Origin of the sequence: Glycomyces sp. NPDC048151, assembly GCF_043202775.1 — a bacterium.
Taxonomy (GTDB): domain Bacteria; phylum Actinomycetota; class Actinomycetes; order Mycobacteriales; family Micromonosporaceae; genus Glycomyces.
The window spans coordinates 1-12624 of the sequence record NZ_JBIDBB010000010.1; the positions used below are offsets into that span (position 1 = coordinate 1).

Annotated in this window: 12 protein-coding genes; 5 read left to right on the plus strand and 7 right to left on the minus strand. The window is 71.1% G+C overall.

Annotated features, from left to right (window positions below):
• Positions 1-208: 208 nt before the first annotated feature.
• Both ACGGCP_RS22810 and ACGGCP_RS22815 read left to right on the plus strand, forming a co-directional pair.
• Positions 209-577: a PadR family transcriptional regulator gene (locus ACGGCP_RS22810; protein ID WP_392969576.1), complete on the plus strand. Its 369-nt coding sequence runs from the start codon at positions 209-211 to the stop codon at positions 575-577.
• A 1-nt stretch (position 578) separates the two neighbouring features.
• Entirely contained in the window at positions 579-1937 is a 1359-nt protein-coding gene (locus tag ACGGCP_RS22815; protein ID WP_392969579.1) for a permease prefix domain 1-containing protein, read from the plus strand.
• Positions 1938-1980: 43 nt separating this feature from the next.
• Here ACGGCP_RS22815 and ACGGCP_RS22820 read toward each other — a convergent pair whose 3' ends face one another.
• From ACGGCP_RS22820 to ACGGCP_RS22850, 7 genes are read right to left on the minus strand one after another with little or no spacing between them, the layout of a single operon-like run.
• Positions 1981-2982 (minus strand): sugar phosphate isomerase/epimerase family protein, encoded by a 1002-nt coding sequence (locus ACGGCP_RS22820; protein ID WP_392969582.1) that lies wholly within the window; start codon positions 2980-2982, stop codon positions 1981-1983.
• A complete protein-coding gene (locus ACGGCP_RS22825; RefSeq protein WP_392969584.1) occupies positions 2975-3820 on the minus strand; it encodes a sugar phosphate isomerase/epimerase family protein in 846 nt (281 codons plus the stop codon). The genes ACGGCP_RS22820 and ACGGCP_RS22825 overlap by 8 nt, the downstream gene beginning before the upstream one ends.
• Positions 3817-5013, minus strand: a complete 1197-nt coding sequence (locus ACGGCP_RS22830; RefSeq protein ID WP_392969587.1) for a substrate-binding domain-containing protein — start codon at positions 5011-5013, stop codon at positions 3817-3819. The genes ACGGCP_RS22825 and ACGGCP_RS22830 overlap by 4 nt, the downstream gene beginning before the upstream one ends.
• 16 nt (positions 5014-5029) lie before the next feature.
• Complete coding sequence (locus ACGGCP_RS22835) at positions 5030-6028, minus strand: ABC transporter permease (protein ID WP_392969590.1); 999 nt, start codon at positions 6026-6028, stop codon at positions 5030-5032.
• On the minus strand, positions 6025-7023 hold the full coding sequence (locus ACGGCP_RS22840) for an ABC transporter permease (protein ID WP_392969593.1): 999 nt from the start codon (positions 7021-7023) through the stop codon (positions 6025-6027). Before ACGGCP_RS22840 ends, ACGGCP_RS22835 begins: the two co-directional genes overlap by 4 nt.
• A complete protein-coding gene (locus ACGGCP_RS22845; protein ID WP_392969596.1) occupies positions 7020-8516 on the minus strand; it encodes a sugar ABC transporter ATP-binding protein in 1497 nt (498 codons plus the stop codon). Before ACGGCP_RS22845 ends, ACGGCP_RS22840 begins: the two co-directional genes overlap by 4 nt.
• On the minus strand, positions 8513-9607 hold the full coding sequence (locus tag ACGGCP_RS22850) for a Gfo/Idh/MocA family protein (RefSeq protein WP_392969599.1): 1095 nt from the start codon (positions 9605-9607) through the stop codon (positions 8513-8515). Before ACGGCP_RS22850 ends, ACGGCP_RS22845 begins: the two co-directional genes overlap by 4 nt.
• 70 nt (positions 9608-9677) lie before the next feature.
• Here ACGGCP_RS22850 and ACGGCP_RS22855 point away from each other — a divergent pair, with 70 nt between their 5' ends.
• The 3 genes from ACGGCP_RS22855 to ACGGCP_RS22865 all read left to right on the plus strand — a co-directional run bounded on the left by ACGGCP_RS22855 (position 9678) and on the right by ACGGCP_RS22865 (position 12583).
• Positions 9678-10940 (plus strand): ROK family transcriptional regulator, encoded by a 1263-nt coding sequence (locus ACGGCP_RS22855; RefSeq protein WP_392969601.1) that lies wholly within the window; start codon positions 9678-9680, stop codon positions 10938-10940.
• Entirely contained in the window at positions 10937-11872 is a 936-nt protein-coding gene (locus ACGGCP_RS22860) for an aldo/keto reductase (protein ID WP_392969604.1), read from the plus strand. Before ACGGCP_RS22855 ends, ACGGCP_RS22860 begins: the two co-directional genes overlap by 4 nt.
• A 93-nt stretch (positions 11873-11965) precedes the next feature.
• Positions 11966-12583, plus strand: a complete 618-nt coding sequence (locus tag ACGGCP_RS22865) for an ADP-ribosyltransferase (protein WP_392969606.1) — start codon at positions 11966-11968, stop codon at positions 12581-12583.
• Positions 12584-12624 lie beyond the last annotated feature (41 nt).

The window sequence follows — 12624 nt, forward strand, 5'->3', positions numbered from 1 at the left end:
TTTGGGGGGCCGCGGGGGGGGGGCCCCCCCCCCCCCGGGGGGGGGGGGGGGGGGGGGGGGGGGCCCCCCGGGGGGGGGGGGGGGGGGGGGGGGGGGGGGGGGGGCCGCCCCGGCCCCCGCCGCCTGCCGCTTGCACGAAGGCTAACCCTGGCGCTATTATGCATAGAACCTCAAGGCATAGAACTACTAGGGTTAGGAGGCGCCCCCCATGCACATCGCCAAAGACCTCGTCGCCGCCTCGGCGACACCGCTCGTCCTCGGCATCCTCGCCGAAGAGGAGAGCTACGGCTACGCGATCCTCAAAGCCATCAGCGAGCGCTCCGGCGGCCGCCTCGAATGGACCGAAGGCCTGCTCTACCCCCTCCTCCACCGCCTCGAACGGCTCGGCTACGTCGAGTCCAACTGGCGCACCCCCGAGGGCGGGCGCCGCCGCAAGTACTACGCCATCACCCCCGAAGGCCTCGGCGAACTCGCCGAGCAGCGCAAGCAGTGGGACGCCGTCACCGAAGCGCTGCAAGACATCTGGAAGGCCACGCGATCGGCCGCGCCGATCACCGGGCCCGTACTGGAGGGGTGACATGACCGAGAACGACGACCTCGAGACGCAGATCGCCGAATGGCGCTCCTACATGCTCCGCCGCCGCGCCGTCGCCACCGCCGACGTCGACGAGCTCGAAGACCACCTCCGTGAGCGCGTCGCCGACCTCACCGCCACGGGCCTCCACGCCGACGAGGCCTTCCTCATCGCCGTGAAGCGCATGGGCCGCATGGACGAGCTCTCCCGCGAGTTCGCCCGCGAGCACTCCGACCGGCTGTGGAAGCAGCTCGTCCTCACCGACGAGGACGCCGCCGCCGCGGCCGAACGCCGCCGCGGCCTCCTCGTCATGGTCGTGTGCGCGGCCCTGGCCGCGCTCGCGGTGAAACTCCCGGCCCTGTTCGGCTTCGGATTCGACGAGAGCGCCGAGTTCTACGGCCGCAACCTGGGCCTGCTCGTGCTCGCCCCGCTCACCGCCTACTTCGCTTGGCGGCGCGAGACGAGCCGGGGCACGGTGCTCGCGCTGGCCGGGCTGTTCGCGCTCGGCGCGATCGCCGCGAACGCGTACCCGCTCGACGCGGACTCGCAGTCCATAGTGCTCACCGCGATCCACCTGCCGCTGGCGCTGTGGCTCGTCGTCGGGATCGCCTACGCCGCAGGCGAATGGCGCTCGGGCCAGAAGCGCATGGACTTCATCCGGTTCACCGGCGAGTGGTTCATCTACCTCGTGCTCATCTGCCTCGGCGGCGGCGTGCTCACCGCGATCACCATGGGCACGTTCAGCGCCATCGGGATCGACGCCGAGACGTTCATCAGCGAATGGCTCATCCCGTGCGGCGGCGCGGCCGCCGTGGTCGTCGCGGCGTGGCTGGTCGAGGCGAAGCAGTCCGTCATCGAGAACATGGCGCCGGTGCTCACCCGCGTGTTCACGCCGCTGTTCGCGGTGACGCTCGTGGCGGTGCTCGTCGCGATCGGCGTGACCACCAACGCGATCGACGTCGAGCGCGACATGCTCATCCTGTTCGACCTGCTCCTGGTGGTCGTGCTCGGCCTGGTCCTGTACTCGATCTCGGCCCGCGACCCGGGCGCGCCGCCCGGGTTCTTCGACTGGATGCAGCTCGCGCTCGTCGTGGCGGCCCTGCTCATCGACGTGCTCGTGCTCATCGCGATCACCGGCCGCATCACCGAATGGGGCTTCACGCCGAACAAGAGCGCCGCGCTCGGCGAGAACCTGGTCCTGTTCGTGAACCTCGCCTGGACGGCCTGGCTGTACTGGCGGATCGTCAAGGGCCGCAAGAAGTTCGCGCGGCTCGAGCAGTGGCAGACCGACTACGTGCCGGTGTACGCCGCGTGGGCGTGGACCGTGGTGCTGGTCTTCCCGCCGCTCTTCGCCTTCGCATAAAGCGAGAGCGAACCCCCGGGCCTCAGCGGCCCGGGGGTTCGTCCTATTCGGAGCTGAACGCGGCGTCGAACGAGGCCGCGGGCTTGTCGAAGTTCAAGCCCCGCACGTATTCGAGGGCTTCAGGCGCGCCGCGCAGGCGGTCCATCCCGGCGTCCTCCCACTCGATCGAGATCGGGCCCGCGTAGCCGATCGCGTTGAGCACGCGGAAGCAGTCCTCCCACGGCACGTCTCCGTGGCCGGTGGACACGAAGTCCCACCCGCGCCGCGGGTCGCCCCACGGCAGGTGCGAGGAGAGCCGCCCGTTGCGGCCGTCGAAGCGGCGGCGCGTGTCCTTGCAGTCGACGTGGTAGATCCGCTCCCGGAAGTCCCACAGGAACGCGGCCGGGTCGATGTCTTGCCACACCATATGGCTCGGGTCCCAGTTGAGCCCGAACGCGGTCCGGTGCCCGACCGCTTCGAGCGCGCGGTGCGTCGACCAGTAGTCGTAGGCGATCTCCGAGGGGTGCACCTCGTGCGCGAACCGGACGCCGACCTCGTCGAACACGTCCAGGATCGGGTTCCAGCGGGCCGCGAAGTCGTCGTAGCCCTCCTCGATCACGGCCTCCGAGACGGGCGGGAACATCGCCACGTACTTCCACACCGCGGAGCCGGTGAAGCCCACCACGGTGTCCACGCCGAGCTTCGCGGCCGCGCGCGCGGTCGCCTTCATCTCCTCGGCGGCGCGCTCGCGCACGCCCTCGGGCTTCCCGTCGCCCCAGACGCGGGACGGGACGATCGCGCGGTGCCGCTCGTCGATCGGGTCGTCGCAGACCGCTTGGCCCACAAGGTGGTTCGAGATCGTCCACAGGCCGAGCCCGTGCGATTCGAGGATCGCCTTGCGCTCGGCCACGTAGTCGTCGTCCTCGGCGGCCCGCACCACGTCCAGGTGGTCGCCCCAGCAGGCGACCTCGAGCCCGTCGTAGCCCCAGCCCGCGGCGAGGCGGCACACCTCCTCGAACGGCAGGTCGGCCCACTGGCCGGTGAACAGCGTGATCGGTCTAGTCATCGGTGAGACTCCTCAGAAAGGCGAGTCCGTCGACGGCGAGGGCGTCTTGGCTCGGTGCCAGCGGCCGCCAGATCGAGGCGGCCGTGGCGATCGTGGCGTTGTGCGAGGTGAACGACTCGATCACGAGCGGGCCGGGGTATCCGGCCAGGTCGAGCGCGTGCAGGAGGGCCCGCCAGTCAAGGTGGTCGCGCCCCGGGGAACCCCGGTCGTTGGCGCAGACCTGGACGTGCCCGATCCTGTCCCCGGCGCGGACGACCGCGGCCGGGAGGTCGGTCTCCTCGATGTTCATGTGGTAGACGTCGAGGGCCAGCGCGGTTCCCGCGAGGCCGTCGAGTGCTTCCAGCGCCTGGTCGACGGTGTTGACCAGGCTGGTCTCGTAGCGGTTCAAGGGTTCGACGGCGACGGTGACTCCGCGTTCGGCCGCGTAGTCGGCGACCGGCGCGAGGTGCTGGCGCAGTTCGCGGTAGGCCGCGGAGCGGTCCTCGATGCGCCAGGTGCGGCCGACGGAGGCGTACGCGGGGCCTGCGATCACGTTGGAGCCCACGGCGACTGCGGTGTCGACGACGCGGCGCAGGTAGTCCTGGGTCTCGGCGACGACGGCGTGCGGGGCGGCCACGAGTTCGCGGCCGGGGCCCATGACGAGGACGACGGTGGCGTCGAGGCCGAGTTCGTCGAGGAGGTCCTTGGCGCGCAGCGGGTCCCAGTCGCCGGGGGACTCGACGGGGAGTTCGATCGCGTCGAACCCCCAGTCGCTGATCGCGGGCGCGAGCCGGGCCAGGGCCTCGTCGTCGAGCGGCGAGGCCCAGACCCAGGTGTTGACGCCGATCGCTCGGGTCAACGGTCGCGCCAGGCGTCGGGGAAGCCGGGCAGGTCCTCGCCGCCGAATTTCGCGTAGTGCAGCGAGGGCATGTCGGCGTTGCGTTCGAGGTAGTCGTCCAACTCGGCCTCCGTGATCGGCTCCTGCGGCAGCACCCACTCCGCGGGGACCTGCTCGCCGTTCAAGATCATTGTGGCAGCGAGCACCGGTGTGCGCCACTGGAAGTTCGAGTAGACCGGGGCGATGGCGGTCATGCCGGTCTCCTTCCACTTGCGCATGAAGGAGAGCTCGTCCTCCCCGGCCATGACCGGGTAGTCCTTCCCGGCGTCCTCGAACGCCTCGATGGCGGCCACGGCGCCGTCGCCGGCGTCCATCCAGATGCCGTCCACGTCGCCGCGCTGGAGGTACTGGGTGACGATGTTCTTGATCTCGGCGGCGTCGCCGCCGGTGAACTCGTTGCCGAGGACTTCGAGTTCGGAGTCGCCGAAGATCTGCTGGGCGGCGGCCCAGCGGTGTTCGAGGACGTCGACGCCGGGGAGGATCCGCAGGGCGAGGACTTTGGAGCCGGGTTCGAGGTTGTCGACGAGGAACTCGGCGGCGTCGGCGCCGTACGCGTAGCCGCCGATCGGGTGGATGAACGTGGTGGCGCAGTCGGTGTTGACGCCGCGGTCGAACACGATCACAGGAATGCCTGAGGCGCAGGCGGTCTCGACTGCGGGCGTGAGGGTCGCGGTGGTGGAGGGCGAGATGATGAGCGCGTCGCATTCGCCGGAGTCGACGAACGCCTGGATGTCGGAGATCTGCTGGTCGTCGTCGTCGCCGGCGTCCGAGGTGCGGAACTCGCCGATGGCTCCGGCCTCTTGGAGGACTTTCACCTGCTCCTGCATGGTGATCCAGCCGGTGACGCGCCAGGGGTTGGAGACGGAGGCGTTGGAGAAGCAGACGGTGGCGTCGCCGCCGTCGCGTTTGAACTCGGTCGTGTCGACCCATTCGGGTTCGATGGCCTGGAGCCAGGGGGCGGCGGGGTCGCCTTCGGGTGCGATGTCGCGCTGGGCGAGCTGCTCGTCGTATTCGGCTTGGACGAACCATTCGTCGCCGGATTCGGCGGTGGTCGTCTCGGCTTCGGGTTCGGTCGGCGTGTCGGTGGTGCAGCCGGTCGCGAGGAGCAGCCCGAGGGCGGCTGCCGTGGCGGAGGCTAGGCGTGTCGTCTGCATGATGCGGACCTTCTTTTCATGAGGGACTGGCGGTTGCGGGTACGGCGGCGGGCCGGGTGCGCCGCCGGGCGGCGTAGGCGACGGCGGCGACGATGATGACGCCCTGCACGGCGGGGCGGAGCGTCGCGGGCAGCGCCATCTGGTTGAAGAGGGTGAACAGGGCTTCGATCGCGAGCGCTCCGGCCATGGCGGCGAGCGCGGTGCCGCGTCCGCCGCCGAGGGCGACGCCGCCGAGGACGACGGCGGTGATGACGGTGAACTCGAGGCCTTCGCCGACTTGGGCGCTGACTCCGGCGAATCCGCCGATGAGGACGCCCGCGACGGTGGCGGAGACGCCGGAGAGGACGAACGCGGCGGTGCGGGCGGCGTCCACGCGGGCGCCGGAGAGCTTCGCGGCGAGCTCGTTGTCGCCCGAGGCCATGAGGATGCGGCCGAACCTGGTGCGCATGAGCAGGATCGCGCCCGCGCCGAGGGCGAGCATGATGAGCAGCGCCCACGGGATCTGGCCGACGAGCGGGACGTCCTCGATGCCGAGGCGGCCGGGGGTGCGGAACGATTCGGAGAGCGCGCCGGTGGGGGCGCCGCCGGTCCACAGCCGGATCGCGCCGTAGAGGACCAGGAGCATCCCGAGGGTCGTGATGAACGACTGGACTTTGAGGACGGTGGTGATGAAGCCGTTCACGAGCCCCACGCCGATGCCGAAGGCGAGCATGACGAGCAGGACGGGGACCGTGCGGGACTCCTCGCCGTCGATGAGCCGCGCGGCGATGACGACCTGCGCGCCGACGAGCGCGCCGACGGAGAGGTCGAAGTTGCCAGAGACGATCACGAAGTACTGCCCGGCCGCGAGGATCACGAGCGGCGCGGCCTGCTTGAGGAACGCCATGAGCGAGGGGCCCTCGAAGAACCCGGGGTTGATCGCGAGGATGCCCGCGAAGACCAGGGCGAGGAGGAGGAACACAGTGCCGGTGCCGCCGCCGACGAGGGCGGCGCCGAAGTGGCGGAGCCGCGTCATGACGACCTCCTTGCGGCCGTTGCGAAGCGGGGTCTGCGGGCGGTGCGGTCGAGCTGGCGGCGGGCGTAGAGGGCGACAGCCGTGATGATCACGGCCCCGCGCAGGACGTCCTTGGCGAACGGGTCGATCTGCATGACGTTGAAGACAGTGTCGAGGACGGCCAGGATCGCTACGCCCGCGACGGTTCCGGCGACGCCGCCCTTGCCGCCGAGGAGGAGCGTGCCGCCGAGGACGACCGCGGCGATCGCGTCCAGCTCGTACAGGTTCGTGTAGGCCTCGGCCGAGCCGGTGCCGAACCGGGCGGCGAGGAGGAGCCCCGCGAGCCCGGCGCACATGCCGCACAGGACGTGCGCGGCGAGCAGGACCCGGTTGGTGCGGATGCCGGACATGCGCGCCACGTCGGCGTCGCCGCCCACGGCGTATATGTGGTGGCCGGTGCGCGTCGACCGGAGGAACCAGATCGCGGCGGCCGCGACGGCGAGCATGACCAGCGCGGAGACGGGCACGAACGCGATGCGCGTGTACCCGAACTGCTGGAACGCGGCCGGGACGTCGCCCGCGGGGCCCTTGTACTCGGTGTCGAGGTAGCCCTTGAGGATGAGGCCGGTACCGAGGGTCGCGATGAACGGGTTCACCTTGAGGTAGGCGACGATCGCGCCGTTCGCTGCGCCGATGAGGCCGGAGACGAGCAGGACGAGCGCGACCGCGAGCGGGATGTTCCCCGCCTGGCCGTCCATGGTGGTGGCGGCGACGAGACTGGAGAGGGCCGCGGTGTAGCCGACCGAGAGGTCCAGCGACCGGCAGAGGATCACGAGGGTCATGCCGATGGCGAGGAACCCGGTGAGGCTGGTGCGGGTGAGCATGTCGACGAGGTTCGCGGTCGCGAAGAGGTTCCCGCCGTCGAGGGCGACGGCGGCGGCGCCGAGCACGAGGACGCCGACGAGCGCGAGGTAGATGAGGGCCGTGGTGGTGAGGCGAGGGGCGAGGGTCTTCATTCCGGTTCGGTCCCTTCGCCGCTGCGGCCGGTCGCGTAGGCCATGACCTCCTGCTCGGACGCGCCGCCGGGGAGGGTCCCGGCGATGCGGCCGTCGTGGAGGACGGCGATCCGGTCGGCCAGGCCGATCACCTCGATGAGCTCGGAGGCGATGAGGAGCACGGCGAGGCCTTCGGCCGCGAGGTCGCGGATGACGGCGTACAGCTTGTGCTTGGCGCCCACGTCGATGCCGCGCGTCGGCTCGTCGAGGACGATGACGCCGGGTTCGGCCGCGAGCCATTTGGCGACGACGACCTTCTGCTGGTTCCCGCCGGAGAGGAACTGGACCTCCTGGTCGCCACCGCGGGCGACGAGGTCGAGGCTGGAGAGGAGGCCTTCGATGCGGTCGAGGCGGCGCCGGGAGTGGACGCGGGCGTTCGCGTCGAGGACCATGCGGGCGTTGGCCTTCACCGACTGGCGCAGGGCGAGGCCCTGGGCCTTGCGGTCCTCGGTGACGAGCGCGATCCCGGCCGCGATGGCCTTGCGGGGGCGCGTGATCCGCACGTCCCGGCCGTCGACCTGGACGGTGCCGCGCGTGAACGGGGTGATCCCGAAGACCGCTTCGGCGATCTCGGTGCGGCCCGAGCCCTGGAGCCCGGCGAGGCCGACGATCTCCCCCGCCCGCACCTCGAGGTCGACGGCGTCGATGAAGTCGTTGCCGCCGTCCGTGATCCGCAGGCGCACGTCGCCTGTCTCGGTGCCGGGCAGGCGGGGCGGGAACTGGGCTTCGATGCGGCGGCCGACCATACGGGTGACGAGTTCGTCGGGGTTGATGTCGGCGGTCGCGACGCTGTCGACGAGGCGGCCGTCCTTGAGGATCGTGATCCGGTCGCACAGGTCGAAGATCTCGCGGAGCCGGTGGGAGACGTAGAGGACGGCGACGCCGCGTTCGCGCAGCCGCTCGACGAGCCGGTACAGCAGGGCCACTTCGGCGTCGGCGAGCGCGGCGGTCGGCTCGTCCATGCAGATGAGGTCCGCACCGTGGGAGAGGGCCTTGGCGATCTCGGTGATCTGCTGGTGGGCGACCGAGAGCGAGCCGACCCGCGCGGTGGGGGCGAGGTCGGGGACGCCGAGGTCGGCGAGCGCGGCGGCGGTGGCCTCGTTCATGGCGCGCCTGTCGAGGCGGCCCCGGCGGCGCGGCTCGTGTCCGAGGTGGACGTTCTCGGCGACGGTGAGCTCGGGCAGGAGGTTGAACTCCTGGAAGACGGTGGCGATCCCGGCGCGCTGGGCGGCGGCGGGGTGGGCGAAGGAGACGGCGCGGCCGTCCAGCTCGATGGTGCCGGCGTCGGCGGTGTGGACGCCCGCGAGGATCTTCATGAGCGTGGACTTGCCGGCGCCGTTCTCCCCCACCAGGGCGTGGACCTCCCCCCGATGCACGGTGAGGTCCACTGCGGAGAGGACGGGGACGCCGAGGAAGGCTTTGCCGATGCCGCGCATGGCGAGTACGGCGGTCATCGCGGGACCTCCGCCCAGTCGCGGGTGCGCGCGGAGGCGAAGACGGCTTCGGCGAGGTTCGCGGCGCGCAGGCCGTCGGCGAAGGTCGGGAGCCCGTCGGGGGCGTCGCCGTCAGTGGCGGCGCGGGTGTCGGCGACGAACGCGTCGAAGCAGTCCTGGTAGCCCTGGGCGTGCCCGGCGGGGACGCGGGCGAGGCGGGCGGCGTCGGGGCTGAGGCGGTCGGGGTCGCGCATGACGATCGCGTTCTGGTCCCGGCCGCCGATCCAGAGGGTCTCGGGCCGCTCCTGGTCGAAGGCCAGAGTGGATTCGGTTCCCGAGATCTCAAGCAGCAGCCGGTTCTTGCGTCCGGCCGAGACCTGGCTGATGACGGTGGAGCCGACCATCCCGGCGGCGGTGGCGAACTGCAGCGTCACGATGTCCTCTGTGGAGACGTCGCGGCCGGAGCGGCGGCGGTTGGCGGTGGCGAGCTGGGCGTTGACGGCGGTGATGCGGTCGCCGGTGACGAACTCGAGGAGGTCGCACCAGTGGGAGCCGATGTCGCCGAAGGCGCGGAGCGCCCCGCCCTTGTCGGCGTCCACGCGCCAGTTGTCGTCGCCGGGGCGCAGCAGCCAGTCCTGGAGGTAGGAGCCGTGCGCGAGGGTGAGGCGGCCGATCTGTCCACTTGCGACTCGTGCGCGGGCCTCGCGGACCATCGGGTGGAAGCGGTAGACGAACGGCACCGTGGCCACGACCCCGGCCTTCTCGGCGGCCAGGGTCATCGCCAGGGCGGTCGGGGCGTCGGTGGCGAGGGGCTTCTCGCACACGACGTGCTTCCCGGCGGCTATGGCGGCCAAGGCGATCGGGGCGTGGAGGTGGTTGGGGACGCAGACGTGGACGACGTCGGCGGCATCGATCGCCGCCTCCAGGTCGTCGAACACGGCCTCGGCGCGGAGGTCGGCGGCGGCCGCGCGGGCGCGCTCGGGCGAGGACCCCATGAGTCCGGCGACCGAGCCCCCGGCGACGGCGATGGCGCGGGCGTGGACCCGGCCCATGAAGCCGGTGCCGATGACGGCCGCGCGGTAGTCCCGCCGAGTGATCGTGACGTGAGCCATATGACGACCGTAGGGCAGACTTATGACAGAGCACAAGCAAAAGTTGTCGGCGTTATGAAACAGTTACGTCATGACTCCGTCGAAACCCGTGTGGTTCACTATTGGTGTGACAGATGGTTCGGCAGCGCCTCCACCGACCGCGCCCCGCCGCGGCGCCCCCGGGGCCTCGGTCGGCGCCGGGGCGCTGCTCCAGCTCCTGCGCGACGGCGCGCCCCGGACCCGCTCCGAGCTCTCCGCCATCACCGGCCTCGCCCGCTCCACCGTCACCTCCCGCGTCGACGCGCTCCTGGCCGCCGGGCTCATCGCCCCCACCGGCGAGACCGCCTCCACCGGCGGCCGCCCGCCCGCGACCTTCGCGTTCAACCCCGCCGCGCGCATCGTCCTCGGCGCCGACCTCGGCGCCACCCACGCCCGGCTCGCCGTCACCGACCTCGCCGGGAACGTCCTCGCCGTCACCAACGCCGACCTCGACATCGCCTTGGGCCCCAAGGCGGTCCTCGACTGGACCGTCGAACACGGCCTCGCGCTCCTCGCCGAGGTCGACCGCCCCGCCTCAGACCTCCTCGGCGTCGGCATCGGCCTCCCCGGGCCCGTCGAGCACGACACCGGCCGCGCCGTCAACCCGCCGATCATGCCCGGCTGGGACGGCTTCGACGTGCCCGCCTACGTGCGCGAACGCATCCCCGTGCCCGTGATGGTCGACAACGACGTGAACATCATGGCCCTCGGCGAGCACTTCGCCGCCTGGCCCGAGTACGAGCACCTGCTGTTCATCAAGGCCGCCACCGGCATCGGGTGCGGCATCATCGCCTCCGGCCAGGTCTACCGGGGCGCGCAGGGCGCGGCGGGCGACATGGGGCACATCCGCGTCGCGGGCGCCGACGACGTGCACTGCCGCTGCGGCAACACCGGCTGCCTCGAAGCCGTCGCGAGCGGCGCGGCCATCGCCAAGCGCCTCACCGAGCAGGGCGTCCAGGCGAGCGGGTCGCTCGACGTCGTCGAACTCGCCCGCTCCGGCTCCGTCCCGGCCCTGCGCCTGGTCCGCCAGGCGGGCAGGGACATCGGCGAGGTCCTCGCCGGGGCCGTCAACTTCTTCAACCCGTCGATCATCGTCATCGGCGGCTCCCTCGCGCTCGCCGGAGACCACCTCATCGCGGGCGTCCGCGAGGTCATCTACCAGCGCTCGCTTCCCTTGGCCACCAGGCACCTGCGCATCGCCGCCGCCCGCACGGGCGAGTCCAGCGGCGCGATCGGCGCGGGCGTCATGGTCATCGAGCACGCCCTGGACCCCGCCCGCCTCGACGCCACCACCGACCTCAAATCGAACGGATGAACATGCTGAAGAACACCCTCGGCCGCACCGGCCTCGAAGTCACCCCGCTGTGCATCGGCACCAGCACGCTCGCCGGGTTCGACTCGGTGTACGGGTACGAAGTGGACGACGAGCGGGCCGTGCAGACGATCCTCGCGGTCTTCGACAGCGAGGTCAACTACCTGGACACCGGCAACAACTACGGCAAGGACGGCCTGTCCGAGCGGCGCATCGGCGAGGCCATCCGCCGCCGCGGGGGCCTCCCCGAGGGCTTCGTCCTCCAGACCAAAGTGGACGCTAACCCGGAGACCGGGGACTACTCGGGCGAGCGGGTGCGCCGCTCCCTCGAAGAGAGCCTCGAGCGCCTCGGCCTCGACTACGTGCCGATCCTCGCCCTCCACGACCCCGAGTTCATGAAGCAGGACGGCTTCGCCCCCGGCGGCGCCCTCGAAGCGCTCGTCGAGCTCCGCGAGTCCGGCGCCGTCGGCTACCTCGCCGTCGCCTCCGGGGACGTCGCGCTCAGCCAGAAGTACCTCGACACCGGCGAGTTCGACCTCGTGCTCAACCACAACCGGTACACGCTGCTCAACCGCGAGGCAGAGGAGCTGTTCACCAAGGCCCGCGCCGACGGCCTCGGCGTCCTCAACGCCGCCCCCTACGGCGGCGGGATGCTCGCCAAGGGCCCCGCGCAGCAGCCGAAGTACTGCTACGGCGAACGCGACGAGGCCATCGCGGCCGCCGCGTACCAGATGGCCGAGGCGTGCGAGCGCGCCGGCGTCCCGCTCATCGCCGCCGCGCTCCAGTTCTCCACCCGCTCGCCGCTCGTGGACTCCACCGTCGTCGGGATCTCGCGGCCCGAGCGCGCCGCCGAGACCATCGCGCTCCTCGACGTCGAGATCCCCGAATCCCTCTGGGAGGAGCTGGAGTCGCTCGCCCCGCAGGCCAAGATCTGAACGGCGGCAACGCTTCGGGTTCCTCCTGAGGGCTTTCGCCCGGATAGACTCGGTCCGTCCTGAAGCGAACGCCCTTGGGAGGAACGGTGACCCATGCCTAGAACGCCATCGCCGACGCGCAGCGGGTCGGTCGGAGGGAAGATCCTCTCCAAGGTCCTCGACGACCCCGCGACGTTCCGCACCACCGACGGCCTCAAGAAGACCCCGCCGCCCCCGCCGCCGAAGCCGAACCGGCTCAGGCCGTTCAACGACACCGACACGGCGAACCTGCGCACCTACACCAACGGCGGATACCTGCAGATCAACCCGTACCTGCGCAACCCTGAAGGCACGGGCAAACCCTTCCGCCAGAAGTTCCAGGACAAGGCCGACGCCGTCTCCGACTCCCTGTCGAAACTGCCGGCCGAGCCCGGGAAGACCTACCGCGGGTCGAACCTCCAGAAGCGCCCCGAAGAGCTCGCGAAGTACCGCGAAGGCGAGATCGTGCGGGAGGACGCGTTCACGAGCACCTCGAAGAACCCGGGGATCACCGAGTCCGGGCAGTTCGCCAAGGACACGCGGTTCACGGTGAACGGCAAGAACGGCAAGAACGTCACCGAGTACTCCGACCACGACGAAGAGGAGATCCTCTTCGACAAGGGCACGGACTTCATGGTGAACAAGGTGACGCACAACGGCCGGTTCACCGACATCGAGATGACCGAGGTCTGAGAGGCCCGGTTCCCCGGGGCAGGAGCCCCGGGGAACCCCGC